Source organism: Candidatus Cardinium hertigii, from assembly GCF_003176915.1.
Classification (GTDB): domain Bacteria; phylum Bacteroidota; class Bacteroidia; order Cytophagales; family Amoebophilaceae; genus Cardinium; species Cardinium hertigii_A.
This window is the reverse complement of sequence record NZ_CP029619.1, coordinates 43,580-70,551: the sequence shown is the minus strand read 5'-3', so window position 1 is coordinate 70,551 and position 26,972 is coordinate 43,580. Positions and strand designations below refer to the sequence as shown.

Genomic DNA, 26,972 nt, shown 5'->3' with positions numbered 1-26,972 from the left:
GGTTCCTACGCTATAAAGCGTATTAGTTTGAGATGAAAGTAAAATTATTATTACTAAGGGAAAAGGTCTTTCCCAAAGAGCGCTGCTATTTAATAGCCATTTTATTAAATGCGCTTATCTCAGGTTCAGTCTTTTCATTAATAGCCATTGCGATTCTTACTAATCAATTAGCTGAAGTAGGCTATCCTATTGGAAAAATGGGTATTCTAGCTTTCGCTACATGTCCTTATTCTTTAAAAATTTTATGGGCCCCTTTTCTTGATCGCTATACGGTTCCTTTTTTATGTGCCAAGCTAGGGAGAAGAAGGGGATGGGCTATGGCTACACAAATTTGCTTATTGCTTGCCTTGTTAAGTTTAAACTTATTGGATATTAGCCCCCATCGGCCCTTCCCTATTTTGCCTATGGCTTGTATCATATTTACTATTGCTCTTTTTGCTGCTATACAAGATACTGTGTGGGAAACCTATCGCATAGAACGACCTAATACAAAAGAGGAACTGCCCCTATCCATTGCCTCTAGTAGTATAGGATTCCGGTTAGGTATGTTTATCGGAAGCGTACTATCATTGGATGTTGCAGCTAAGTATGGTTGGCATCAAGTGTACCAAATGGTTTTTTTATTAGCCCATCTAGGACCTATAACTATTTTATGTATTAGGGAACCTACCTCTAAAATTTCAAACACATTACAAGATAAGCGTAACTATTTTCATATCATTTATAAAAGTATTCTGTTATTAAAGGAAAAACAACCCTATTTATTAGGGGCTCTCTTTTTTTTATTGCTTTATAAATCTAATGATATACTTCCTATGACAGTAAGAGTATATTTATCTAATGATTTATCTTTTAGAAATACGGATGTATCGTTATCTACAAAAATTGGTACCCTAGCAGCACTTGCTGGTAGTACACTAAGTGGTATGTTGATTCCCAAGACGGGCATATACCGAGGTATAAGGATAGCGGCTATTGTACAATTATTGAGTCCTTTTATGTTAATGTTGCTTGCCTTAATAGGACATGATATCCTTTTATTTATAGGAGCTACTGCTGTACAGTTCTTTGTTTCTGGATTAGCTGTTACAGCATTTACTACCTATTCTGCTAGCCTATGCACTAGTAAATGGAAGACCACGCAATATACCATTATTGCATCGATTAATTCTATTTTACGTATTTTACTTCAAACTGTTGCAGGATTGGCTGCCTCCTATCTAACCTGGACCCAATTCTTTTTGGGTGTCATGCTGTTAGGCATAATAGCTATAGTAATTTTTCCGATGATATTTCGAAAAAATACATCTGGTGACCAGGATTATAAATAGAATCTTTTATATTATTCAATCTCTCTCCTGCTGCTACATTGGAACGGGTAAAGACGTTAGAACAATATAAAGTTATCACCCACTATTATGCACAAATAGATTATGCCCAACTAGGGTTGGATACAACCGTTATGGTGGGTATAACGCTACAAAAAATGACAGGTACGGCTGTTAAATTGTTTCAGGCTGCTATCAATAAAATAGCAGCTATTACAACCTGCTATCAAGTAATAGGTATATTTGATTTTATTGTAATGGTACAAACCAAGGATATGCTCACCTACCAAAATGAGGTAGTAGCAAAGTTATATATGCTTGAGGAGGTGGCCCGCATGCAAACACTAACAGTTACGCAACTACTAAAGAACAAACCATTGCGCTTGGCGTAATGCATACCACAAGAAGAATGACGCATAGGATTAGTAAAGATCCAGCATCTTTGTTTGATTGTATAAGTCGTAATATGTTTTTGCTAATATGCTAATATATATATAACATCTAGAAAATATTTTTAGATATAACCCGCTTTTTATTAGGGTACAAAATATAGCATTCAATATGATTCATGCCATAAAAAAGTACTTATAGGGCTAACATGTGATGCAAAAAACTCAATATTACGGAAGCAACTGTTGAAGTACATCAACGCAATGATCAACATATCTTTAGGGTGATGCCACGTAAAAACTTTACCGTTAATGCTATTGGTTATTTTCAAAATAGGAATCCCGTGTAGAAGTCAAGATTTAATCTTACAGGCGCCAGAAATACGGCTTAAGATAAGAAATTAAGCTAGCTAAACTACTAAATTGCTACATAACCAAGCATATAGAGCTAGTCAGCTATTGCTTACAAAATTAAAATTGCTAGCTGTAATATCACAGCTAAGCCTTAGAAGCTTTACGGATACAATCTATAATCATCTTCTGTTGTTCATCGTTGTTTGACTTACGATCCCGCTTGTTTGGTAAGATATAGCGATTACATGGTACATTGTATTTTTTTAAATACGCTATAGCAGTATCCGTCCCTTTTTCTGCAATTGTATCATCCTTCTTATAAATTAAGGAAATAGGTGTCTGGGTATTTTTACAAGAGGAAGGTGGTATTAGTTCCATAGAGGGGAGAGCTATAGTAGCTAAAAACGGCTCCTCTTGCATTAAAGTTAGATAGATCCCCATTGTAGCCCCCTCAAAAAAACCCACTATAATCGTATCCTTATTCGTAAGCTGCAACGCTCTTTGTTTTTGCTTGATGGTATTGATAAGCAGGGGCGCATTTTTTGCTAATAATGGCTGCACTATAGCTATAGTACGACCCTGATCCTCTATTTCGGAACATACCTCCTTTCTTAACTCTACCTCCTTTCTTAAAGGCATTGAATTAAACCATTCACGTGGATCCGGACTAGGAAAACAACACTGGCAACCAATAAAAAATTCTGTCCCATGTGGTGCCATAAAATGGCAGTCCGGTAGTTTATGATGCATAAGAAGGATGCTACTATTGATTAATGCATCTCCATTGCTTCCTGCTCTATGTAGGCATACTACTAACTGCTTCGCTGATTTTGTTTTACTAGCTATTTCAGCATAATCGCTACGCTTACAATTACAATCAGCTGCTTGTATAATAATAATAACTAACTGTAAGCAATACAAGACAATTTTTTTTATGTAACCCATTTTCTTATTTAGTTTAGATTTCTTGTAATAAAAATGTAGGTATTTATTTGTTTTTACTAAGAGCATGGCCTAAGATAGACAATTGTTTAGCCTTAAGCAAGGTTGCTATCTGAATAGATAGGTTCGCAAACATCATTTTAGCGTGGGCATATCTTTCTAAATGAGCATAGGCCTGGTTTAATAAATGGATAATCAGGTGTAATTGGGATACGGTTACATGTAACCCAAAGTTTTTACTAAATGTAGACTCATCAGCTAAAGTTGTATCAGATACAGTAGGATTACATTTCCCTAATATAGTCATTCTTAATAGCTGTAAGGCATACCTTAAAAAATCTTTTTGTTCCTTTATGGGTAGCTTATGAAAAGATTCAGATTGCTTGATCAGTTTTGTAAAATTGCCGCTGTAACAATGGCGCATCCAGCTACTGAAATCATCAAAATGCGCCGGGGCAGCTTGCTCAGCCAATTGAAAAGCTTTACTGGCATCCCCCTCCGCTAAAAAAGCTATTGCACCATACCTATGCGCGTCTAACGCAGTGTACTGCTTCCGAAGCAGCTGCTCAATAGCTTCCTTCGAAAAGGGAGGAATATAGTATTGCTGGCTACGGGATCTAATGGTTGGTATTATCTTTTCACTAGCACAACTCACTAATAAGAAAACAGTGCGTGCAGGCGGTTCCTCTAAGGTTTTCAATAAAGCATTGGCAGCTGCGTTATTTAAACATTCTGGTAACCATATACATATAATCTTATAGGGTCCTATAAAAGCTTGTATAGCGATTCGTTGGGTAATAGCATGGATATCCTGCTTGGTGATTTGCCCCGATCCCTGCTCTAGGACAGCCAACCATTCCTCTAACGTTAAGAAGGGATGCTGCCGCAAATAATTTTTGAAGATTGTTTGTGCTTCTGCTTCTGTTTGCGTTCCAGTAGCTTTTTTAGGGAATAGCAACTGCAAATCGGGATGTGCCCATTGCGCCATGCTCTTGCAAGAAGAACAATTTCCACAGGCATCCCCTTCTATAGGAAACGTACAATTTAAATAGGTAGCAAACGCCCATGCCAACGTAAGGTTAGCAGAACCTGGAGGGCCTACCAGGAGATAAGCATGTCCTACCCTACCTAGCGCTACATGCCTTATTAAGGCATTTTTAAACTCGTTATGCTCAGGTATCTCTGAAAATAGCATGATCCATCATAGCTTTTGTCCTATGGATTGCGGTCGTTTTAAATAGCTCAGCTACAATAGCCTTATCCTCTTTTAAGAAAACCTGATGCTTGTAGGACATGAGCTTACTAAGCCGCTCTAAAGTTTCTACCAAGGAAATACTCCTTAGCTTACCATTTGTACCACTATAAGTAAAAGAAGGAACATAGGGCATAGCTAATTGGTTTGCTGCTAAATGGGCAGCTACACCTATTACACTACCTGGCTCTATCGTTGCGTTGCCTCCAAACTGACTGTAATCCCCCACAAAGAACCCACAAGTAGAGAGGCTCTTCTCCTCACAGGCTGCTTCCTTAGTAAAATCCCAGGTAACAATGGGCTCCCCATTAAAGAACGTACGTGCTAAACTACTCCCTGCTGCCAGTCTGCCCCATTCACCTATTACCGTGTGCCCTATAAAACCTTGGTAGGGCTTATCATTATAGCCCAATAATATACTATTGCTTACCTCCCCACCTATAGAGGAAAAAGGACCTATGGTTGATCCCCCATATATATAGGTATGGGGTTGCACTTGAACATCATTACAAATAGCCAAGGGGCCCCTTAATACAGCCCCCTCCGCTATAGAGACGTTTTTACCAATGTAAATAGGCCCCTGCTCCGCATTTAAACAAGCGGCATGTATAGCAAGCCCTTCTTCTATAAAAATATCTTTTTCATTGTAAACTATAGTATGCGGATCTACAATGGGCTTGCTTACACGACCTTTGGTATACCATGCCCAATCCCGTTCTATTTCTTGGGCATTGCACAAAAATATATCCCATGTGTGTTTTATCTGCGTGAGCTCTCCAAAGAAGATAGTACGACTTAGCTTTTTATCCGTAATGCGCTCTAATAAATTACTCTGTGCGCTAGTAAACCCATTTCCACGAAAAGCAATGAGCCCCCCTTCCTCTGACAATAACACTTCATTGTAGTTCAATCTCGCAATAGCCTCTGCTAATACGGAATCAGGACAAAGAACCCCATTGATATAGTAAGCATCCGTTGAAACAACAGGCGTGTACTTAACATGCAAAGTGGAACAAGTCAAATAGGTATAGGATCCTGGAAAATAATGCTGCCATTTTTCCGCTATAGACAGCATGCCCACTCTAATTGCAGAGAGCGGACGCGTAAAAGAAAACGGCCTTAAGGTAAGGCGATCCTCTGGTAGATCAAATAATACTATTTTTCTCATCATAATTATGTTCTATTTACAAATAGCACCCTTACCAATCTCCTATTTGCTGAACAACCCTTACTCACTAGGTAATAAGAAAATTAATAACACGCCCCTCCCCTACATTATTTGTTCCTTTTCGACTAGCCTCAGCCAAATCTATTCTATTGGGCCAACCTACTATTATGTGTTGCTAGAGGTGGATGACGTTTTCTTTTTATACTTCTGATTAAAACGTTCAATTCTACCCGCCGTATCCACAAAAATCTTCTTGCCCGTATAAAAAGGATGCGATACACAACTTACCTCTACCTTATACAAAGGATAGGTTTTTTTATCCTCCCATTCAATTGATTCTGAGGTAGATATGGTAGAACGCGTTATAAATTTAGCACCACTGGAAGTGTCTAAAAAAACAACAGGCCTATAGAGGGGATGAATTCCTTTTTTCATACAATCAACTCTTTAATTAACTTAAACTTCAAATGAAACACCTTAATACAAGGTATAAAATTTTCTGTTCCTACATATTATTACCTCTTACCCTGCTCTCAAAGTTAAAAAAATCTTCCCTTTTTTGCTTGTTTCTATTTGAAAATTTTTTAATAACCCCACAGAAAAGCACATTACGTAGGGTTTACATTTCTGTTGCTTCTTCCTCCCACCATAAGTTGGTTACATAATACTGAAGCATACTTCCCTCCCCATAATCACGCATAGATCTGATTTGTAATGTATAATTAAATGTGCTACCCTTCCAGCGTACATCAATTCTATTTCTGAAGCTTCCATAATAAGCTCTTATTTTTTGAATTTTATTACTAGAGCGTCCAAAAGTACTCAATGCAATGGCATGCGTTAGGGCATGTACCCCACACCCCTCCTTCCCAATCTTAGCTATTACCTCAAAAGCATGGCAAGCATTTAAGGCAGGTGTAATATCATGCCATTGCCCGTCCCCAGCTACTTTACCGGAAGCATAGTTGCCCCTCCGACCATGCATATTGATATTCCCTTGAACCGTTAGTCTTTCTGATGGATTAAGCGTCCCTAAACCAATATAGCCATTGGATTGTATGAAAAACTTGCTTTCTCCATTTTTATCTGTAAGATTAAGGCCAAATGCTGAACTGTTTTTTGGATAAGGCTCGATACTCCAAGTAGGCTTAAAATCATTTAAACTATTGAAAAATGTTATGAGCTTAGAAGAATCCCCTTTGGGAGATAGGCTTAAACCGTTATCCGGTGAGACAAGCCCATCATCCTGCTTATGGAACATGGAATCTATTAAATCCTCAAAATCATTCTGCGTAGGAATAGCTCCTTTCTCAAAATTTTTCTTTAATTCCTCTCTATTCGTAATAGCCATGATCAGTTCGAATATGTTTTTGGGTTACTAAATAATGCTCCTCAAGACTTGGTATCAGTATATCTAAATCTTGATATGCGCCGCTTTCTTCTAGCTGCGTGTTGGTATTATCAAATGGACCTATTATGAAATCCTCCCCAATAGCCATGTCGCCTACACTGCCATGACGCAATTGCGCCGTACTATCAAATGTGTCTACAGATTCTATGTTATGATTCTTTGCAGAAATCATAATAGACCATGGATAACTAGGCCGTAGGTAACTATCGTAATTGCTGATTTTATCTAACTTTAAATCTGCACCACTCCCTACGTATTTAAATATAGAAAAATTTCCTATGCCTTCTATATAAGAGCGACTGTTAATGAAATCTATAATTTTGGAAGCAGGCATATCTCCCCCCAACAGCATATCAGCTGATGGATCAAATAACCAGGGGGAAAGAAATTGTCTTAAATCTTTCTGCAGCAAATTTAAAAATAAACCTTTTTCATAACCAGTATTAAATTTAACGGTAACATTTACTTTAATATCTTCATACATTGGATTAACTACGGCACATTGTACAAAGGGTGTAGTGATGCTTTGTAGGTAGGTTTTAATCTCCGTAAGCAGCTGTCTATTGGCTTTAGGAAACATACCTATGGCGCCATGTTTTCTTTTCGCAATAACCACAAAGGTTATACAACCAGGTTGCACCATGCTGTTGGCATGTCTTAAGGTATGATTCAAACACTTCACACGGTAGATTGCTGGGAACTTTTCTAGAATCATATGCTCGTAGTCCCATGCGGATATGGCTCTATTTTTATGCCGCAATCGTTCGCTGACCCGTCTATAAAAAGCTTGATGGTTTTCAAATTGACGCCCCCCAAAGGTTTGAATAGGCTGCGTAACAGCATCAATGCCTTCTATAGGATGCTGAAGCTGTAGGATGCTATGGGGCGGCAGTATGGGCGCAGCAAATACACCCTGCTTATCCATTACCCTTGAGGCAGCGACGGCTTGCAGGTAAACAGCCATTATAGGTGTTAAACGTGCTGGTTCCTCTGAAAATTGTGCCTTAATCCAAATTAACCCAGCTGGCATAAGGGTGTTATCTTTCGTAGCAGGACGAACTAATTTTCCTAAATCAAAAACAATGATACCAGATTGGCTACATCCATTGGTGCCATCTACTACGATAGCTTCCTTTAAGGGCAACCAACGATTGCTGCTTAAATAAAACCAGCTGGGTGGCTGAATGGCTTGATCTAGACCAAGTGGCTCTTCTCCCATAGCTATATGCATGGAACAGCTCGTACTGTTTAAATCTGCTATACCAAAAGCAATAGAGGTCTGTTCCTTTTCTATCAAAGGGAGCAAGGTAGGAGCGGTATCTCCATTGCTAGGTAGTACCTTTACATAACCAAAAGAAGAAATATGAAAAAAACTATTGCCATGCTGCTCCGTTACTTCTCCAGATGATGGGGTGCATGCAATGGTTTCCTCAGCTTCATAATCAACTGTAATAGCTTTAATACGGGGGGTATAGGGTTCATTTAATACAAGCAGGGATCCCGAAGCTTTTTTTTGTTGTGCGTTGTGTACCAATACCTTATTTAATAAACTAGGATAAATAGCATGACCAAAAGCTTGCGCTGGCCCACTTAATTGTAATTTTAAAAAACCAGCTATAGTTTTAGGATTATACGTGAATAAGTCTAATGGCTCCTGGGCTTTTGTAATGTTTAATGGAGCGATATCAATGGTACGTATGTTTCTATAGCTATCTAAACGCTCTATCCCCCTACTGCATTTTGTTACCTGAAAAAGGGGTATATGTTGCCTATTAGAGGCAGGAGTTGGGTTCCAATGTTGATGGTTTAAGTAGGAAATATTTACCTTAAAATCTTCGTTATTTACCTTAGTGGGATAACCATCATAATAATGCTTAAAGCCGTCTTCTGTATTAGGAATATTCTCCCATTTGATGTCTATCTTTAAGGAAGTTATAGGCTTAGCAAAGATTTCTCCACTCCCTATATAAAAACTACTATCTATTTTAGGTAAAGGACCAAAAGGTTCGATTATTTGGCTATTATCAATGATACCCAGTTGATTCTGAAGTATAAGCCCCCGATAATTCTGCACACATACTTTTATATCTATTCTTTCGAGTAGTAATGCATTAAACAGGGATAAGTCTGTAATGGATACCCCAGCAGGTATAACAATGGCTAAAGCAGGCATAGCAGGGTTGAATAGGGAACCTCGGTACTCAGCTGGTAGTTTGCTTATAGCAGGCACTTCTTGACCTAAAGCAACAACCATATGGAGGCAATAGGCTTCTTCTATCCATTGCAGGGTAACGGCTTCCGCTGCTATTCCAAACCATCCCATTTTGGTGGTAACTTGTATGGATGCCGAACTATGAAGTATACTACTTAACCTTGCTAAGTAAATAGCGCTATCTTTATCGGTATGCTTACCCAAGAACGCTTGAAAAGATTCAGCTGTAAATTTCCATTTCAGCTGAATGGAGCGTAGGCCTTCAGCAAGATAAAACAGAGGAGAAGCAAGCAAGGTAGCTACCTGATAATGGGGTTTTTCCGATTCTTCGTTTTGTAATACAGGAAATAATTGAAAAGGCAATTTCTTTAATTGCTCATTGGCATAAGTAATAGCAGCTAGCTCTATGGCTGTATGCGCTGATTTATCAGACCTTTGCTTAGGGAATAAGCTGCTAATCTGCTTAATTTTAGCTCTATGAATGGTTATATTTCTCTTGATCTCAAATAAAATTTGTTCGTCATTTAGCGGATTCTTGGCAATCAAACGGCTCCCTTCTGGTATGAAAGCAAATTCATAATTAGGGTTCAATAAAAAGTGTAAGTAAGCTTGATCTGGCGTAGCAGGATTGTTATTGAATTTGAGTATGTGCCTATAGTAATGAACCAAAAACCGTTGGGGTAGGTGGTTTAAATGCGCGTCTGCATATTGAAGCAGCTGTAAAAAAGCTATTAAAAGCGCTACATGGGGTTCCTTGTTTTGCAATTGCAGGGTATGGAGATAATTATTAGAAGCAAGTTCTTTGAGCTGATATACCGTATTAAAAGAAGCATCAAAAAAATCATCCATGCTATCAATAACTTGGCTATCATCTGGATGGACTTCCCCTGCTTCATTGTAAATAAGGGCTCTATTTAATTTCCATAAGGAAGTATGGGCACAGTGTTCTTCTAGAAATAGACAAAAATCTATAAAAGGCTGTCTACCATGATTTTTTCCACTATAATGGAGCAGCTTATACAAGATACTAATATGGTTGTTTAATACTTCGTGTACGACTGTATCTAACTTAACACGAACAATATCTTCGTTAGGTAAATTTTTATGCCAATAATTCAATAGTATAACAAGATCTCGTGCGGTCTCTAGAATAGGGATCCACTGCTTGTGGTCTACCATAGAGGTGGAATTGCTTCTCAATAAAGAAATTTTTTTTTGTATGCGCCCTTTTATCCGATCAATATTGGTATGTAAAATTAAAGCACACATCACCGTATCATCCTGTTCTAGGAATTTGCGCCAGACATTTGCCTGCATGGGTTGATTATTGGTATCGTAGTAAACTAAAAGATCGCTATATAGATAAATAAACCTTAGATAATCACTTAATTTTTTATCGCTAATCAATAAATCGTTTTCTATTAATTCAGGAAGGAGTCGTTCCGCTTGACAAGTACCTGTTCGGTTAAATAAAATGTTAAACTTTTTTTGAATATTCATACAATATATTATGATCTTTTTCTAAAAATTAAGATATTAAGTAAAGGGTTATGTAATCATAAGCAATGACTGCTATGCCTTTAATCTAACGTAAAAACTGTTTATAAAAAAGTGATCAAACGTAAAGTTTATGGAACTGAGATTTTATTTGTTTACTATTAGTTTATTTGTCGCAAGAAACTGGAAAGGACATTACCTAGCTAGCGCTCTGCAACGCAGCCTATTTACTGTTCTATTGGCTTATGGAAGTGGACTGTTGTGCCAAGCTACTCCAACAAAAGGGGATCAACCTACGGAACAGACTGCTTCAAAAAAAGAGGTTCCTGCTGAAAACAAGGGTGATTCTACTGATTCTTTAGAAGAAATACTTAAAAAAGATGCCACTACAGGGGGCATTATTTGCAATGTATTAAGTGGATTAGCCCTCTGTTACAATGCATTGGCCAATCTTTTGTTGTACCCCATTTTTTCTTTTTTATTGCTGGCTTTGTCATTGGGTGCACTCGTGCTGGCTTACTTTTGGATGAAAAAAATCAAAGCAGAACAACCTATTGCACCCTCTTGGGTGATCGTTACTTCGTTTTATTTGCTCTGCTACTTGGATTTGTTTTTAATAGTTTTTCAAAAAAAACAGGTATTATTATTATTTCTAGAATTAGAAAAAGATCTTTTGTTGGTTTCCATAGCTATAGGAGTGGGCTATGCAGCCGGTAAACTTTCTTCTAGTAAATCCTTTGAGCAGAAAAAACTCCCATAACAATTAATGTACAAAGTGATCTGCCTTTATGAACCAGCTGTTTCAGTTCCTTTTATGGCTAGCTTGCTTGGGATTTAGACCCAGATCCCTTGCTGTGTTACTAGTCATGGGTTTGAACATAATCGTAGCAACGTATTTTATTTTGTATCAAAAGTAAGTTGTATCCGTTAATCACGTTATCATTTCAATGATTATAAGCGCATTGAGTTTGTTTGCCTTACATTATCTGCTTCCTAAACGCCCCCATACCGGCTGGATAGGGATACAAGACCGTAGTGCCTGGGATTTACAGAATCAAATCACCAAACGCTGGTGCTACAATATATAATGCTATGAAACCAAGCATTTTATATTTATATATCAAAATTGTGTAATAAGCTGATAAATAAACACCCTACTTGGGTAAAACACGAATATTATTAACGTTAGTTTTGGATTAGAAAATAAAAAAATGAGTTAAAAAAGCTTCTTTACATTTTAAATTTGGAGATGGGAACACGAACCAAATTATCAAAAGAGCCAATTAGGAATGTAGAAAAATTAGTTGAGATATATTATGCTGTGGATGAATTTCTTATAAAGTTTATGCCGTACAAAAAAACCATAATTATACTTTAAACAACCGTAGTATGTTGTAGCCAATTGTAAAAGTAGTATAACGATTTTTAATATTTTTTATACCAGTTATATCACTATCCTTAAACAGTTTATCTGCCAGATAATTTTCTTTTAATAAACCCAAAAATCCCCTATTGTATCTTATATCCAATATCCATCCAGCACACCATTCATAACCTATACCTATTACCATAGCCATATCCCAATTGCGTAATTGCTTTTTAAATGCAGTATATGCCACTTCTTTCCCCTCATACCACTCTTTTGCCATACCATATTGCATAAACCTTTTACATAAAGTAGGAAAATCAAGCGCAATACCTGCAAATAACTTCAAACCTTTCTGGTTACCAAATGGATAAAAAGAACCAAGCAGTGGAAAAGATAAACCCTTACTATATAAGTAAATGGATGGTATAGCATACAATCTCATCGAAAAAAAAGTATTCCCTTTATAAGTCATAAGTATAGACTTAGATATGTAATTCATTTGAATTTCTCCACTGATATAATTTGAAAAAGCATAAGCAAAATAGACTCCACCACAAAGTGCACAACCAACACTCCCTACTTCCCCACTGGTAAGCCCTCCCCCCTCTATAAGAGAAGAATGGTTACCAGAACTCTTTCGTTTTTGCTTTAATTGATCGATATCAAAGTAAGGATTCCCCAGGCCATGGATAGAAGCTGGCCCTAAGCCAATAGTTATCCCAGCACTAAATGAGCGTTCTTTAACATGCGTTTCCTGATACGCATGAGCATAAATACACGTAACATAGAACAAGAAAAATAAAAATATTCTTTTCATATAAATAAAGCAATTAGGCTTGCAGTGAATCAATAAAAGCCGTATTAAGTCCAGTAATTTTCTCAATAAAGGAGATCTCAGCACCATTTGCTAGCATGGCTTTCGCTATTTCTATTTTACCTTGCATCATGCCTTGCACCATGCCCTGTTCCATGCCTTGTATTATCCCTTGCTCCATGCCCTTTTCCATGCCCTTTTCCATGCCTTTCTCCATACCTTGCATCATACCCTTCTCCAGGCCTTGCATTATTCCCTTTTGTCTGCCTTCCTCGATGTATTTTTGTGCAATCGTTCTCATAATCGTAGCTGTTTCTTCCTTAGATAAATGATCCGAAAGGATCCGTTCTAATGCCGCCTGCTTTTCTTCTGGTAACTTCGCATCACTATACCATAACAAAGCCTTTATACAAATATAATCTTTTTCTTTATCTACTAAGAGGACATGTTTGCACTTTGTAAATAATTCTGACCATAATTTTAATATATCGCGTTGATGGATGTGTTTGAGTAAATATTCAAACATAGCCAACTGTCTTTTCTTTAAAATGGCATCATCTGACATGCTCTGTAAATCAATGAGCTGATAATCTTCAGCCATTAATTTTTTGGCTTGTTCGGGATTGCTAAACAATTGCCATAAATTCCTAGGTGCATGGTATGTTCTAGAGCCATGATAAATTACAATGGGACATAGTAAGGGCAACCTATCTTTATTTTTCCTATTTCGTTCGCATAATAAAAGCATGTATTTCCATAGCCGTAATGCCATCCAATGATCTGGTATAACTTGTGCCTCAATTAAAACATAGACAAAAGCTTTTTCCTGATTTTTGGTTTTAACAGAATAAATAAGATCGGTTAGTTTTCTTTTAAGGTTATCTTCAACAAAAGATTCTTTTTCTATGGTGATTTGACTTAAATCAACAAGTGCTTTAAAGTCAGCTGGTAAATAGTGTTCTAGGAATTCTTGTGCAGCTAGTTGATCCGTTAAGATCTTCTTGATTAACGCATCATGCTTTAGATGGTGGGTCATAGTGCCTTATGGTTTAAACGCAAACAGGGTACAAACTGTCTTCTTGAAAAGCTGACACTGTTATGCATCTGTCTGCACCCAACGTAACCTTACAGCAAAGAACCCTCTGCTTTAGCAAATGAATGCTATGGTTTGCTTATAAGCAATACTTCCTCCGCTGCCTGCTTCAAGAGGATCGCCATGCCTGATTCTCCATAGCGCTGGGCCAATTCCACATCGATGGTTAAACTTTCTTTGGCCATGGCTTGTACAACAGCGGGATCTTTGTATCCGGAAGCATGCTTTAAATCATATAACCGCTCTGCCAGCTTCACATAGAGTACAGAAATATGCTCTTTTTGTAAGGATTTCTTAAAGCGATTAGCGACAGCCAGCAGCGATTCCTCTAAACGCTCCCGGCTATCGACAGCTATTACGTTTTCTACAAAGCAGTAAACGATTAGGGGATAATTGGCTTTGATATAGGAAAGCGGCAGTCTGGTATAGCGGACCAAATCATACAGCAGCGTCGCATAAACCAGTTTAGCATGGCCATCTGTCCAGGCAGCTACCCACTCAGCAATCCCTACGGCCCGTACATAAAAAAGCTGCCCCGATGCATGCCGTTTAAATCCATAGCAGCGCCGCAGTAAGAGCAGTATTTCTGCAATAAGGAAAGGATCTATACTTTCAAAGGAAGGAATCCAATCATGAAACGACGACAATGTTGCTAATGATGCGGTCTTTTCATGGGGCGTAATAGAGGCTTCCTCTTGGGTACCGGCTTCCCTCGGTAAGGAAAGTGCTAGCATCTCCTCTCTTACTTGGGTTACATCTAGGGGGAGTAGGCAGACCAACTGTTCTGCATGGGGCAACAACAGAAACCCATAGTGCGCATGCACAATCGATGCTAAATTTTCTTTGCGAAGGTTTACCATTTGCGGAGATACAAAAGGATCCATTGGTTGGGTAGTGGAAGCGTCTTCTACGTCATATACTGCTTGTAGGGTAGATAGGGGGATATTTTTATTTTCTGTACGCAATACCAAAGCCAACGCAGGAAAAGAGATACAATCAGGATCTCCATCCGCTTCAAGCGGTTCTCTCTTTTTGTAGCGCAATTGGGTAAGTTGCAGCTGTAGCGTAATAGGGGAACGAAAGGAAGCGCTGGATTGCCTTACATGGTTAAGAGCCAGGAAGAGAAGCCGTACCAACTGCTCCCTATCGCCTAGCATGGTATCGGGTATATTTACGACTTCCTCTACCCATAAACCAGGTAAGTAACCTTTTTCTTTTTGGTAGGCCACCTCTCCTGCATCGATAAGCGCTTCTAATGGGATAGCAGTCGGTTGTAAAAGAAGCTGGTCTTGGCGTTTAGCTCGCTGCTTTAAATAGTAAGCCCATTCTGCAAATTTATCGATGATGCTTTGGAAGTCTTCCTTAAGGAAGGGAGTGGTACTATCTACAAAGGCAATAGATTGCGTAACATTTTGGATGGCTTTTTCTAAAATAGTTCCCTCTTGGGCTAAGAGGCTTTGAGGAGAAGCAGTAGGGAGTTCTTCACTATAGGCTAATTTTTTTAGTTCATAGGCTTCTTGTGTAGCTTGTTTTTGCAGGAAATAGGCTACCCGTTCCTGCTGAATTCTATTTTGTTTTTTTAAATACACAACCAACATTACTAGAAATGAGCCCACTCCTACCAAAGGCAATACTATCATAGGATCAGGCCATACTACCGTTGCTTTACAACAGCAAATAGCTATTAGCATACCCCCTGTCGTAATAGCTAGCGCTCTTAGGCTCCAATAGAACGGAAGTGTCCACAATAGAACTGTTCCATGGGTAAAAAATAAAATAAAGGGGACCAAAAGTGTTTGGCATAGGAAGCAGCTAAAGAGAAGATGGAAAGGGAATCCAACTAATACACTTATAAACCAACAGATCCCTATTGCCCTATCTGGAATAGTCTGGTAGCCATAGACGGAACATCCCATGTAGAGCAAACCCATACAAGGCAATAGCAATAAGCTATAGCTGTATAGACTTTGGCTATAATCATAGCAATAGCCAAAGGTAGCAACTCCTATAACAAGTAAATAAATACCTGATAACAACAACCCTGTTCTAGACGGCTTAAGCTTTATTAAATTTTCTTTCGAAAAAAAGCGTTCCCTTTCTTGTTTACTACGCCTTGCGATTCTTGCCTTTTCCTGCTGTCTTTGCTGGTAAATCTTATCAGGAGGTATCCATCCTGTTCCTGCTGGCTGGGGCAGTAAGTAATGGGCAGCTAGCATGGCTAAGCCGTTGGCTAGCATACAAGGAAAGGCACCATCTATATCAGTTATTGGTTCAATCCATCGGTTCCAAGCTAAAATGGCCGATACGCCAGTAGCCATTCCTATTAACGCTGTACGGGAACTGCTGCGAAAGCCATATACAGCTAAGAGAAAAGGAGCGGTTATGATGGGAATAGAGAAAGCAAAAGCAAGCTTCAACAAAGCGAGTAAATCACTTTTCTGAAAGGCCAATAGCATAGCACAGCTACCTACTATTAAAACAGTACATCGCGCTAAACTAAGTTTGTATTTATCTGCTATTCCTTTAGTAGTTTGTATACTACTTACTATATCGTGGCTTACTAGGACGGCACATGTATTTAACATAGAATCAGCCGTAGACATGGCCATAGCTAGTAAACTAACAGCAATAAACCCTTTAAAAATAGGGGGAATACTTTTAAATACATAGGGCCAAATTTGATTTGTTGATAATGTTGGCGCCTTAACAAAAAGGAAAAGTGCTATTAAGGTTATAAACAAATTGATTATAAAACCGAAGGTTCCAGCATGTATAAACAGCTTTCTAGCCTGTATAGGACTAGAAGCCATATAGGCCCGTTGTATAATAATAGGGTCTATGAAACCAACTAAACTGGCTAGAAACAATGTGGTTAGCGCTAATAGTTTATTTATATGCAGACAGCTAGTCAACTGAAATTTTGGTTCTTTGTGCAGGATGGAAGCTACCTCTAACACTGACTTGTCAGTTGACTTAAATATAAACCAGGCTACCAAAGGAATAATAGCCGTAAAAGTTATAAACTGTAATACATCGGTAAAAGTAACCGAACGAATACCACCAAACATAGAATAACCTATAACTATAAGGGTAGCTATTCCTGGTATGCTAGCTTGCATTACCTTTGCGTTGTCGCTATTACTTAAGTCTAGACATACTTCGATAGCTTTAGTCATAGCAATAATTTGCGTGGTCACCATGATAACGTTTCCAATAACGGAAACCAAAGCAACAACCAATCTAGGCATTTTCCCATAGGAAGTACCGATGCTTTCTGCTAAAGAGAGATGCTGCATAAAAGGCCCCATGCGCAACATTAAAGGACTTAACAATAAATAAGCGATAGAGACAGATAAGCCAAATAGTATCCAGAAAATCCCCTGTGCATGGGTTTGTTCTACACCACGCAATAAGCCTCCTCCGCTAAAAGTAGTGGCCAGCATGGTCGCTACTAACGTAGCCGTAGCAAAGTCCTTATTGCCTATGGCATATTCCCGAAAAGTGGTTACTTTCCTACTGTAATACAGCCCTACTACGAAGGTTAGTAGCAAGAACCCTACTACCATTACAAGCGGTAAATTATTGAATAGTATCATTCTGAATAATAAAAAGTTAATTTTAAACAGCTATAGCCTATGATACAGCAACTATAGCCTAACCCAGGGTTAAGTATACAATATTTACTGGTATAAAACCAATGAGGAAATAGCTGAAGCATGCGCAATGCCTAAAGGAACGCATCCAATCATGAAAATCGGACAGTTGCGCTAGCGATGCGGTCTTTTCTTGGGGCGTAATAGAGGCTTCCTCCTGGGTACCGGCTTCTCTCGGTAAAGAAAGTGCTAGCATGTAACGCAATAGGGAAGAACAGGGAAGCACTGGCTTCTCTTACATAGCTAAACGCCATGCATAGAAGTTGTACCAACTGTGCCCTATCGCCTAGCATCGTAGCGGGCATAGTGGTGGTCTCTTCGAATCCACAAGAATAGAGAGGAGCAGCTAGCCGGATAGAGAAGCAAGCGCTTCCTTACTTAATAGAGAACGTTCTGATTTAAATCTGTAGGGTAATTAGCTAGGCCTGTACTGCCTAGCCGCAGCCTTCTTCATAAAGTGCACATTCATTCCGCAAGTCAGATGTGCTGTTGGATTTAGCCGAAGCATTACACAGTATAAACAGTAACCCGACAGATATGGCTACATCTGCTATATTAAAAATAGGCAAACAGCAGACATGCATACCGCCCCAAATAGGCATCCAATCAGGCATAACGCCAGACCAAAGGTCAATATGAATCATATCAATAACCTGTCCATGAAACCACTGCATAGGTGCCGTATCAAGTGCATTGTCCAGCCATATTCCATAAAAAGTACTATCTATGCTGTTGCCAATGGCTCCTGCTAAAACCAATGCCCAACCCCATACCCAAGCAGGAGCTACACATTCCCTTATAGCCTGTACAACGCACCAAAAAATATAACAAGAAGCAGCAATGCGTGTTATAGTGAGCAGTAATTTTCCATATTTAAATCCTAAATGGATGCTAAAGGCCATGGAGGGATTTAACGTATAGGTAAGCTTTAGTATCTTTCCAATAAGGTTAATTTGCCCTTCAACACCCATTGCCATATGGTAATGGACCCATAATTTAGATGCTTGATCTGCTAAAACAATAAGCAATACAATAATAAAATATTTTATAAACTGTCTCATAAATAATAAATTCAACTATACCCTTAGCTTATTGAACGAATGGATTTTTCCCAGGCAGCTATTTGTCTGTAGCAGTACAATATACATAATAATCCACTACAAATAGATACATCCGCTATGTTAAAGATAGGTAGTAAGGCAATCACTTCTCCTCCTACAATTGGAAACCAGTTTGGCAGCGTACCAGACCATACATCAAGATGAAGCATATCAATGGTTTGCCCATGAAACCATTTCATAACCGCTGTATCTGGGGCATTGTCCAAATAAACACCATACAAAACACCATCTATGCTATTACCGAGGGCACCCGCTAAAATCAAAACCCACCCCACAACCCAACCAGTGGGGGCGGATCGCAAAAAACCGAAAAAGATATGCCTAACTATACCCAAAGAAATAGCTAAACGTATCCCTGTCATAAGTAGCTTCCCATACTTAAAGCTCCATTGCAATCCAAATGCCATGCCATAGTTTAAAACATAGGTAAGCCCAAATAAATTACCTACTAGGTTGATATGCCCCGCTAATCCCAACTCCATATGCCCATGCACCCACAATTTAACTGCTTGATCTACAACTATTACCAACAGTACTAGAAAAATATATTTTAAAACTCTTCTCATATAGCATACCTGCTTATTAGCCTACTCCTACTAACAGACCTTCCCTAGCTACGTTTAGTTTTTTCTACTGCTTATAGCAACCTTATGTTTGCTTTGTAGTGGAATGCGTAGCAATACATATAAACTACAACCAAAGGCATGGTCATATTCGCCAAAACCAAAACCTGGAATATCAAAAGGTTCAGCAATCTGGTTGTTTGTACAACGTTTTTTTATCGTTTTTTTATGAAACTTATAGCGTACGGTACAACCAATAGATAAAATATGGACCAAACGTACTTTACCACCTGCTACTATTTCCCACCAATCTACTACGCTATCACCTTTCCAACTGTCCCAACCTGATGTACAACCTATGCATGTTGTAGGCTTTCCTATTATTCCTTGCTTATCATTATATGATCTGTGATCACATGGAAGCACTCGTCCTTTTAAAGCAAAGTTAAACCAGCTTCTAGCATAACGTATGCCTGCAAAAAACTGATTATGATCGTCTGTTGGTGTTAGCAAGTTCCAACCCAATCCTACCCTAAAATAGCGACCAGTTGTATCCGTAATCGAGCCATCGTTGCCCCCATCCCGATGAATGCTCCCCTGCCCATAATCCATATCCCATAAAAGCCGACTAAAATCTATCGAACTACTTATCTCCCAAGCATTACCTGTTTTCTGATGCCAACCATAGCCCGTTTTAGCAAGATCTATCCCAAGATAGAGCGTAGTGGGCCAAATAGTAGCGCGCTTAGCTTCTGCTTGGGGCGCCTCTTGTAAAGGGGAGGGTAGAGACTGCTCTGTTGAAGTAGTTGCATGGGAAGAAACCGTAACAACCAAGAGAACAGCAAAAAAGATTTTAATAAAATAATTTAACATTAACAGATCTTTTTTCTTTTTTTAGGGTTGCCTTTTTTATGCGGTAATCACAAAAAATAGGCTTTCTTGCTGGAGTGCCATCTGCTTGGGGAGCCGTCTCTTCTATAAGCTCAATCTGTTTAATAGTGTATTTTCTCTGAATACCACCCGCTTCAGGAGAAATCAGAGAAGTAACTGTATCATACGTTACGATAACTTTATGGTAATAATCCGTATTGTACAGCTCAAAACTAAAGGAAGTAACATTTGGCTCAAGTACAATTTTATTTTTTAATCTTTCTGGTAGCTTCTCTAAATTTTCCATAAAAACCCGATACCCATCCGACTTTGCATTCCTATCCAACTTTAAGTAGAATAATTCTCTTTGCAAGAGGCAGGTGCGCAGTGATGCTAGGTGACCTGCTGCATCTCTTTTTTGTCCAAATTCAATAGTAACATGTGAAACATACGGGCTGCTCCAATTTTTTAAGTCTTTACAAGAGGTTAGACCTATTACAGCAAGACAGATCCCTACCCTGTACGCATACTGAAAGTACAACGGTAATTTTTTTATTGTATTCCCTATCCCAATCATCCGTTGCTTTAGGATTTATGTATAATCTCTAATTCTTTTCTTAAAAAGTAGCCTGTATGGCTTGCCTGCGCTAACGCAACCTCTTCCGGTGTACCCACTGCCACTACATACCCCCCTGCATCTCCTCCTTCTGGCCCTAGATCAATAACATAATCCGCCACTTTGATCATATCTACATTGTGCTCTATAACCAAAACAGTATTACCTTGCTCTACTAACTTTTGCAATACCGATAAAAGATCTACTATATCTTGAAAATGAAGTCCAGTAGTAGGCTCATCTAAAATATAAAGCGTATCTCGGCTGCTTTTTTGTGTTAGCTCTGTAGCTAGCTTCATACGTTGTGCTTCTCCGCCAGATAAAGTAGTGGCATGCTGCCCCAATGTAATATATCCTAAGCCTACCTGCATTAAGGTATGCAGTTTGGAACATATAGTAGCATGGTTCTTAAAAAAAGAAAAGGCATCCTCCACGGTCATATCTAACACATCAGCAATGGATTTCCCTTTATAACGTACTGCTAAGGTCTCTCGGTTATAGCGCTTCCCCTTACAGCTGGCACAAGTAACATAAATCTCTGGTAATAAACCCATTTCTATACGCTGATGCCCAATTCCTTCACAGCTGTTACAGCGTCCTTCTTTTATATTAAAAGAAAACCGGTTAGGCTTATATCCTTGGATCTGCGCCTCTGGTAAAAGAGCAAAAAAGTTACGTATTTCTGTAAAAATAGTGGTATAGGTAGCAGGGTTAGAACGATGTGTTCTGCCAATAGGAGCCTGATTTACTTCTATAACTTTATTAATATGCACTAAACCAGTTGCTTCTTTATAATCTAACGGCACAACAGGGCTATTGTACAGCTTTCTCTGCAGTATAGGGAGAAGCGTTTTGTGAATCAATGAAGACTTGCCACTTCCCGATACTCCTGTTATACAAACCATCATACCCAATGGGATGGTTACCGTTATATTTTTTAAGTTATGCCCGCTGCATCCCATAAGCGTAATAGCGTTCCCATTTCCCTTCTTTCGCGTAGCAGAAAAGGGGAAATCCCTTTTGCGGTTTAAAAATTCAGCCGTAACACTATCCTGCATAAGGAATTCAGGTAAGCTACCCGCCGCTACTACCAAACCGCCATAGAGCCCAGCTTGAGGCCCTATCTCAATAAGGTAATCTGCTTCTAACATCGTTTCCCTATCATGCTCCACTACTAGTAGCGTGTTCCCCATATCTCTTAACGTTTTTAATGCAGCAATTAAGCGGCTATTGTCACGCTGGTGTAATCCGATACTAGGCTCATCTAGAATATAACAAACCCCCAATAGCTGAATGCCCATTTGCGTAGCCAGCCTAACCCGTTGCGCTTCTCCACCAGATAAAGTCTTTAAGCTTCTATTCAGCTGTAGGTAATGCAACCCAACGTCTATTAAAAATTGCAGCCGCTTGCTTATTTCTTTGATGAGCTCTTGGGCAATTTGTTGCTGCCGCTCTGTTAAGCTAGCGGGTAGCTGTGTAAACCATGCCTGTAACTTATCGAGTTCCATACTAGCCAATTCTGCAATCGTACGTTCCTTGATTTTAAAAGATCTGGCCACTTTATTGAGCCTGCTTCCTGCACAATCTGGACATACTGCTTCAAAGATGGTACCCATACTGCTTGTAACGCTACCTTCTCGCTCCTGTTCCTTGATAAGCGTTGGGATAACACCTGGAAAAGGCTCCACATAATCTAATCCTTTATTGGTAGCAGATTGCACTGTATTACCCAGTAATAGTAAATGCAAAAGTGGTAAAGGCAACGTCTCTACTGGATCCGTTATCTGATGGCGGTAAAAGGCAAGTAGCGTTGTGATTTTCTTAAATAAAATCGAGGACTTATGTGCCCCTAAAGGCAAAATAGCCCCCTGATAAATGCTTTTAGTTTTATCTGGAATAATAGAATCTATATCTACCTGAATTTTTTCTCCTAACCCTGCACAAGTAGGACATGCGCCATGAGCAGTATTAAAAGAAAATAAACTAGGCTCTGGTGCGTCATATGCACACCCTGTTTCAACATCCACTAAAGAAGTAGAGAAATAACGCGATTGATGCGCCGCATCTACAACCTTGACACGCCCTTTACCATGCAGCAATGCCAACTGTAGACTATGCTTCATTCGATCCTGATTGGGCTTAGTAACTATTACGTGATCTACCACTAAGGCTATATCGTGCTTTTTATAGCGTGCCAACGTGAGCGAATCGTCCAATTCCTTAATCGTACCATCCAGGCTAATTTTATGAAAGCCAAGTCGAATTAAACGATTGAATAGTTCCCCAAAATGCCCTTTTTTACCGCTTACCAGCGGTGCCATTAAGGTAACCGATTGACCTGCATACATATTCAATAAATCAGTAAATAATTGGTCTTCATTTTGAACAACCATTTTATTACTGCTGCAATGATCATGTGCATCCGCTATGCGTGCAAAAAGCAGACGCATAAAGTCATAGATCTCTGTAAAAGTACCTACTGTAGAACGTGCATGGCTATGAGTTGTTTTCTGTTCAATCGCAATAACAGGACTTAACCCATTGATTGCATCTACCTCAGGCCTCGTTATATTCTCCAGAAAATTGCGCGCGTAGGCACTAAAACTTTCCCTATACCGCCTCTGCCCTTCTGCATAAATCGTATCAAAAGCCAAGGAGGACTTACCGCTACCACTTACACCTGTAAGTACTACCAATTGATTGCGTGGGAAACGAAGATCAATATTTTTTAAATTATGGGTTCTCGCACCTAAGACTTCTATATAATCAAATTTATGACGCCCTTTGTCAATAGCTAGTGACATGACAGCAGTTTTTTTAAATTTAATCTATTGTGTATGGTAAGCATCCTTGTGAAATAATAAGCTAGCCTATTGGCGTTGCTATAGGTACCGCATTGCTTACGTGAGTCAACCCACTAAAATGTAATATTATGAAAAAAATATCATTTATTTTTTTATTTATAGGGCATTACATGCTATTGCCTGCTCAGGGAGAAGCTACGGTAACTTCTGTACAGAAGGGCAACTGGGATGCTTGGCATGATGCGGTATATACGCATTCCAGCTGCGTGAACCATGCCCATAGGGCAGAATCGGATGGGACGTTGGGTAGCCTTACACAGGAAGAAGAGGGCCGCTATAGCAAAAAAAGCATTGCCTGTCTGAAGCAATACCATACTTACGTAACGATGCGCAACCTATGTTATGATTTATTGCCTAAAGGAATAGGTAAAAAGAAATACTGCATGCTGGAAGTCTGGCAATACGTATTTCTCCTAGCTATGGGGTTTATTATTTTGTTAACGCATAGGTTTCTCCCCTACTTATTTCATGCGCTGCTCTATAGATGTATAGGGCAGCGTGCGGAACAATATTACGTAGTAAGACGTATCCTATTTATATACATCCTCCTCTTCTACTTAAGCATTTCTTTGCGCATATTTCCTTTTCAGATTATAGAACGCTTTATAAATCCAGTATTGGGAACCATACATTCCTTGCTATTCATTTGCTTGCTGTATCAAGTGGTAAATATTATACAAGAATGGATACAAGCTAGACAACAGCCCAATAAGTTCATAGTATATACGTTGCCACTTTTTAGCATGGTAGTGAAAATTTTTATCCTATTTATTGGTTTTATAACTATTATGTCAAAGCTTGGTTTTGAAACTAAAGCATTAACAAACGTGCTTTCTTTCTGTACATTGGGTATTAGTTTTGCTGCTAAAGATACCATTCAAAACATATTTGGCTCCTTTTTAATTATGATGGATAGGCCCTTTGTAATAGGGGATGAGATTATAGCTTGTACCATCCGTGGTAAGGTAGAATCCGTTGGCTTAAGGGCGACCCTATTGCGAACCAAGGAAGGGTCTATCGTATATATCCCTAACGGAAAGTTAGCAGATAGTCAAATTGATAATATGAGCAAAAGAACGGAGCGCATCGTTTCCTTATCCATACCTGTTAGCTATACGGTTTCTTTGGAACGCCTCACTAAATTTATAGAGGGACTGCATAAAATGGCTACTGCTCAATCGCTTGCTAAGCCAGATAAAACGGCTATATATATTGAAAATATGGAAACACAAGGCTTCGTTATACATTTTAATGTTTACTTAAATTGCAGACAGGTACAACTAGAACAAGCCTATAGAAATCAGACCATTCTACTTATTCTACAGCTAGCAGATCAACTACAGGTACAGCTAGGGAAAGAGCCTCATTAAGGCGTCCTATGGCTTGTCTTCTGTTCGTTTGAATCAAGCTCTAATCCCCTTTCCCCCTTCCTTAAGTGTTCTATACGTGCTTTAAGCCGATCAGCTTCTAAAAAACGCAGCGCAGCTGCAGCTTGATGCATTTGTTCTTCTAATTTCTTAATTTCTGCTTGAAGCCCATTTTTACTACCATAAACAACCGCTACGTCTTCAGTAACTGCAGGATATGCCTCCCTGCTAATAATACCATACGCCTCAGGTATATTTATTTGTATTGCAAGTTCTATATCTATTTGTTTTTGATATACAGATCTAGGCGTAATATGGTGTTTGGTATTATAGACTATCTGCAGCTTACGTCTGCGCTCTGTTTCCTTTATAGCTTTTTCCATGGAAGCTGTTAGGCTATCGGCGTACATAATAACATGGCCCTCTGTATGACGTGCTACCCTTCCTATGGTTTGAATCAGAGAACGTGTATTGCGTAAAAATCCTTCTTTATCCGCATCTAAAATAAGCATTAAAGAGGCTTGTGGTAAATCTAAGCCCTCTCGTAAGAGGTTTACACCTACCAATACATCAAAAGTACCCTTACGGAGTTCATTCAGTATGGTAACACGATCCAGTGTTTTAATCTCAGAATGCATGTATTTACAACGAATATGGGCACTGACCAAGTAATCTGTTAGTTTTTCTGCCATTCGTTTGGTTAACGTAGTAATCAACACCCGCTCTTCTTTGGCTACTACAGTATGTATGGCGTTTAAGATATCCTGCATCTGATGGGTAGTGGGACGCACATCTACTTGCGGGTCTACCAACCCGGTTGGACGTATAATTTGTTCTACAATAATACCATTAGATCGCTCTAATTCATAATCAGCAGGCGTAGCACTTACAAAAATAACTTGATGCAGTAAACTTTCGAACTCGTTAAAATGTAATGGTCGGTTGTCCATAGCAGCAGGCAACCGAAACCCATGTTCTACCAGATTTATTTTTCGCGCTCTATCCCCACTCCACATGGCCTTGAATTGTGGTATGGTTACATGACTTTCATCTATAACCATTAGGTAATCTGATGGAAAATAATCTAACAAGCAGTAGGGCCGCTCTCCAGCAACTCTACCATCCATATAGCGTGAATAGTTTTCAATACCAGAACAATAGCCTAATTCTTTAAGCATTTCCAGATCCAATAAGGTTCTTTCTTGCAATCGTTTGGATTCATCCAGTTTACCTGCTTGCTCTAAATAGGTCAATTGCGCAGCAAGATCTAATTGGATTTGTTGGATGGCTTCTTGTAAGGTTTCCTTATTTGTCATGAAAAGATTAGCAGGAAAAATAACTACTTCTCTTTCTGCCTTGATTTGCCTACCAGAAGTAGGCTCTATCATAAAAATAGCTTCCAATTCATCTCCCCAAAAGACCAAACGATACGCATAATCGGCATAAGCAACAAATAGATCAATGGTATCCCCTAACACACGAAAACAACCACGGGTGAAAGGCATATCTTGGTTATGACGTCTATAGAGCATACCTACTAGTACATTTAAAAAGTCATGCCGCGGTAATAGGGCACCTATTTTGAGCAGACAGCTATTGGCTTGAAATGTTTCTGGTTTACCAATGCCATAAATACACGAAACGGAAGCCACCACAATGATATCTTTGCGGCCACTTAATAAGCTGGATACCGTACTAAGGCGCAAACGCTCTAATTCGTCATTAATAGCTAATTCTTTTTCAATGTAAATGTTACTAACGGGTAAATAAACTTCCGGTTGGTAATAATCATAATAGGATACAAAATATTCCACCTTATTATTAGGAAAAAAAGCTTGAAATTCGCCATATAATTGGGCTGCTAATGTTTTATTATGGCTGATAACAAGCGTAGGCTTGTTAAGCTCCTTAATGGTATTGGCTATAGTGAACGTTTTACCAGAACCGGTAACACCTAAAAGAACTTGATTGCGTATTCCCCTTTTGCTGTTCTTTACCAGATCTAAAATAGCTTTTGGCTGATCCCCAGCAGGTTCATAAGGTGCTATAAGTTCAAACAACATGGTGGATAAATAGTAATGCTATAATT

21 protein-coding genes are annotated in these 26,972 nt (G+C 38.9%); 5 read left to right on the top strand and 16 right to left on the bottom strand.

What is annotated here, in order from left to right; all coding sequences use genetic code 11:
* Positions 1–32 precede the first annotated feature (32 nt).
* Together DK880_RS00275 and DK880_RS00270 are read left to right on the top strand one after the other, a co-directional pair.
* Positions 33–1,331, top strand: a complete 1,299-nt coding sequence (locus tag DK880_RS00275) for an MFS transporter (protein ID WP_109996860.1) — start codon at positions 33–35, stop codon at positions 1,329–1,331.
* A gap of 38 nt (positions 1,332–1,369) precedes the next feature.
* Entirely contained in the window at positions 1,370–1,720 is a 351-nt protein-coding gene (locus DK880_RS00270; protein ID WP_109996859.1) for an Lrp/AsnC family transcriptional regulator, read from the top strand.
* Positions 1,721–2,215: 495 nt separating this feature from the next.
* On the opposite strand, the gene DK880_RS00265 is transcribed toward DK880_RS00270, so the two are convergent.
* From DK880_RS00265 to DK880_RS00240, 6 genes are all read right to left on the bottom strand, one after another.
* The gene (locus DK880_RS00265) at positions 2,216–3,016 is read right to left on the bottom strand and encodes an alpha/beta hydrolase family protein (protein WP_162534046.1); all 801 of its coding nucleotides are present in this window, start codon (positions 3,014–3,016) and stop codon (positions 2,216–2,218) included.
* A gap of 43 nt (positions 3,017–3,059) precedes the next feature.
* Positions 3,060–4,208, bottom strand: a complete 1,149-nt coding sequence (locus DK880_RS00260; RefSeq protein ID WP_109996857.1) for a DNA polymerase III subunit — start codon at positions 4,206–4,208, stop codon at positions 3,060–3,062.
* The gene (locus tag DK880_RS00255) at positions 4,186–5,436 is read right to left on the bottom strand and encodes a putative sugar nucleotidyl transferase (protein WP_109996856.1); all 1,251 of its coding nucleotides are present in this window, start codon (positions 5,434–5,436) and stop codon (positions 4,186–4,188) included. The genes DK880_RS00260 and DK880_RS00255 overlap by 23 nt, the downstream gene beginning before the upstream one ends.
* A gap of 162 nt (positions 5,437–5,598) precedes the next feature.
* Positions 5,599–5,868 (bottom strand): type B 50S ribosomal protein L31, encoded by a 270-nt coding sequence (locus tag DK880_RS00250; protein WP_109996855.1) that lies wholly within the window; start codon positions 5,866–5,868, stop codon positions 5,599–5,601.
* Between the two features lie 184 nt (positions 5,869–6,052).
* Positions 6,053–6,784, bottom strand: a complete 732-nt coding sequence (locus DK880_RS00245) for an adhesin (protein WP_109996854.1) — start codon at positions 6,782–6,784, stop codon at positions 6,053–6,055.
* Positions 6,768–10,556: a baseplate J/gp47 family protein gene (locus DK880_RS00240; protein WP_109996853.1), complete on the bottom strand. Its 3,789-nt coding sequence runs from the start codon at positions 10,554–10,556 to the stop codon at positions 6,768–6,770. Before DK880_RS00240 ends, DK880_RS00245 begins: the two co-directional genes overlap by 17 nt.
* A gap of 130 nt (positions 10,557–10,686) precedes the next feature.
* Here DK880_RS00240 and DK880_RS00235 point away from each other — a divergent pair, with 130 nt between their 5' ends.
* Both DK880_RS00235 and DK880_RS05360 read left to right on the top strand, forming a co-directional pair.
* Positions 10,687–11,313, top strand: coding sequence for a hypothetical protein (locus DK880_RS00235; protein WP_109996852.1), 627 nt, complete (start codon positions 10,687–10,689; stop codon positions 11,311–11,313).
* 187 nt (positions 11,314–11,500) lie between these two features.
* Positions 11,501–11,641 (top strand): hypothetical protein, encoded by a 141-nt coding sequence (locus DK880_RS05360; RefSeq protein ID WP_204082266.1) that lies wholly within the window; start codon positions 11,501–11,503, stop codon positions 11,639–11,641.
* 279 nt (positions 11,642–11,920) lie between these two features.
* On the opposite strand, the gene DK880_RS00230 is transcribed toward DK880_RS05360, so the two are convergent.
* The 9 genes from DK880_RS00230 to uvrA all read right to left on the bottom strand — a co-directional run bounded on the left by DK880_RS00230 (position 11,921) and on the right by uvrA (position 23,456).
* Positions 11,921–12,739, bottom strand: a complete 819-nt coding sequence (locus DK880_RS00230) for a hypothetical protein (protein WP_109996851.1) — start codon at positions 12,737–12,739, stop codon at positions 11,921–11,923.
* A 13-nt stretch (positions 12,740–12,752) separates the two neighbouring features.
* Positions 12,753–13,772 (bottom strand): Rpn family recombination-promoting nuclease/putative transposase, encoded by a 1,020-nt coding sequence (locus tag DK880_RS00225; RefSeq protein WP_109996850.1) that lies wholly within the window; start codon positions 13,770–13,772, stop codon positions 12,753–12,755.
* A gap of 125 nt (positions 13,773–13,897) precedes the next feature.
* Positions 13,898–17,425, bottom strand: coding sequence for a sodium:solute symporter family transporter (locus tag DK880_RS00220; RefSeq protein WP_109996849.1), 3,528 nt, complete (start codon positions 17,423–17,425; stop codon positions 13,898–13,900).
* Between the two features lie 58 nt (positions 17,426–17,483).
* Positions 17,484–17,708: a hypothetical protein gene (locus tag DK880_RS00215; RefSeq protein WP_162534045.1), complete on the bottom strand. Its 225-nt coding sequence runs from the start codon at positions 17,706–17,708 to the stop codon at positions 17,484–17,486.
* Between the two features lie 208 nt (positions 17,709–17,916).
* The gene (locus DK880_RS00210; protein WP_109996847.1) at positions 17,917–18,543 is read right to left on the bottom strand and encodes a lipoprotein signal peptidase; all 627 of its coding nucleotides are present in this window, start codon (positions 18,541–18,543) and stop codon (positions 17,917–17,919) included.
* Between the two features lie 23 nt (positions 18,544–18,566).
* Positions 18,567–19,169 (bottom strand): signal peptidase II, encoded by a 603-nt coding sequence (locus DK880_RS00205; protein WP_109996846.1) that lies wholly within the window; start codon positions 19,167–19,169, stop codon positions 18,567–18,569.
* A 54-nt stretch (positions 19,170–19,223) separates the two neighbouring features.
* On the bottom strand, positions 19,224–20,039 hold the full coding sequence (locus DK880_RS00200; RefSeq protein WP_109996845.1) for a DUF6048 family protein: 816 nt from the start codon (positions 20,037–20,039) through the stop codon (positions 19,224–19,226).
* On the bottom strand, positions 20,020–20,613 hold the full coding sequence (locus DK880_RS00195; protein WP_109996844.1) for a hypothetical protein: 594 nt from the start codon (positions 20,611–20,613) through the stop codon (positions 20,020–20,022). The genes DK880_RS00200 and DK880_RS00195 overlap by 20 nt, the downstream gene beginning before the upstream one ends.
* Before the next feature lie 8 nt (positions 20,614–20,621).
* Complete coding sequence (uvrA, locus tag DK880_RS00190) at positions 20,622–23,456, bottom strand: excinuclease ABC subunit UvrA (protein ID WP_109996843.1); 2,835 nt, start codon at positions 23,454–23,456, stop codon at positions 20,622–20,624.
* Positions 23,457–23,584: 128 nt separating this feature from the next.
* Between uvrA and DK880_RS00185 the strand changes: the two genes are divergently transcribed.
* Positions 23,585–24,886: a mechanosensitive ion channel family protein gene (locus DK880_RS00185; protein WP_109996842.1), complete on the top strand. Its 1,302-nt coding sequence runs from the start codon at positions 23,585–23,587 to the stop codon at positions 24,884–24,886.
* On the opposite strand, the gene uvrB is transcribed toward DK880_RS00185, so the two are convergent.
* Positions 24,883–26,946 (bottom strand): excinuclease ABC subunit UvrB, encoded by a 2,064-nt coding sequence (gene uvrB, locus DK880_RS00180; RefSeq protein ID WP_109996841.1) that lies wholly within the window; start codon positions 26,944–26,946, stop codon positions 24,883–24,885. The two genes, DK880_RS00185 and uvrB, sit on opposite strands and share 4 nt — an antisense overlap.
* Between the last annotated feature and the right edge of the window lie 26 nt (positions 26,947–26,972).

Excerpts from the sequence above, each read along its gene's own strand:
- DK880_RS00275 (WP_109996860.1), top strand. The coding sequence starts at position 33 with ATGAAAGTAAAATTATTATTACTAAGGGAAAAGGTCTTTCCCAAAGAG.
- DK880_RS00265 (WP_162534046.1), bottom strand. The coding sequence starts at position 3,016 with ATGGGTTACATAAAAAAAATTGTCTTGTATTGCTTACAGTTAGTTATT.
- DK880_RS00260 (WP_109996857.1), bottom strand. The coding sequence starts at position 4,208 with ATGCTATTTTCAGAGATACCTGAGCATAACGAGTTTAAAAATGCCTTA.
- DK880_RS00255 (WP_109996856.1), bottom strand. The coding sequence starts at position 5,436 with ATGATGAGAAAAATAGTATTATTTGATCTACCAGAGGATCGCCTTACC.
- DK880_RS00250 (WP_109996855.1), bottom strand. The coding sequence starts at position 5,868 with ATGAAAAAAGGAATTCATCCCCTCTATAGGCCTGTTGTTTTTTTAGAC.
- DK880_RS00245 (WP_109996854.1), bottom strand. The coding sequence starts at position 6,784 with ATGGCTATTACGAATAGAGAGGAATTAAAGAAAAATTTTGAGAAAGGA.
- DK880_RS00240 (WP_109996853.1), bottom strand. The coding sequence starts at position 10,556 with ATGAATATTCAAAAAAAGTTTAACATTTTATTTAACCGAACAGGTACT.
- DK880_RS00235 (WP_109996852.1), top strand. The coding sequence starts at position 10,687 with ATGGAACTGAGATTTTATTTGTTTACTATTAGTTTATTTGTCGCAAGA.
- DK880_RS05360 (WP_204082266.1), top strand. The coding sequence starts at position 11,501 with ATGATTATAAGCGCATTGAGTTTGTTTGCCTTACATTATCTGCTTCCT.
- DK880_RS00230 (WP_109996851.1), bottom strand. The coding sequence starts at position 12,739 with ATGAAAAGAATATTTTTATTTTTCTTGTTCTATGTTACGTGTATTTAT.
- DK880_RS00225 (WP_109996850.1), bottom strand. The coding sequence starts at position 13,772 with ATGACCCACCATCTAAAGCATGATGCGTTAATCAAGAAGATCTTAACG.
- DK880_RS00220 (WP_109996849.1), bottom strand. The coding sequence starts at position 17,425 with ATGATACTATTCAATAATTTACCGCTTGTAATGGTAGTAGGGTTCTTG.
- DK880_RS00210 (WP_109996847.1), bottom strand. The coding sequence starts at position 18,543 with ATGAGACAGTTTATAAAATATTTTATTATTGTATTGCTTATTGTTTTA.
- DK880_RS00205 (WP_109996846.1), bottom strand. The coding sequence starts at position 19,169 with ATGAGAAGAGTTTTAAAATATATTTTTCTAGTACTGTTGGTAATAGTT.
- DK880_RS00200 (WP_109996845.1), bottom strand. The coding sequence starts at position 20,039 with ATGTTAAATTATTTTATTAAAATCTTTTTTGCTGTTCTCTTGGTTGTT.
- DK880_RS00195 (WP_109996844.1), bottom strand. The coding sequence starts at position 20,613 with ATGATTGGGATAGGGAATACAATAAAAAAATTACCGTTGTACTTTCAG.
- uvrA (WP_109996843.1), bottom strand. The coding sequence starts at position 23,456 with ATGTCACTAGCTATTGACAAAGGGCGTCATAAATTTGATTATATAGAA.
- DK880_RS00185 (WP_109996842.1), top strand. The coding sequence starts at position 23,585 with ATGAAAAAAATATCATTTATTTTTTTATTTATAGGGCATTACATGCTA.
- uvrB (WP_109996841.1), bottom strand. The coding sequence starts at position 26,946 with ATGTTGTTTGAACTTATAGCACCTTATGAACCTGCTGGGGATCAGCCA.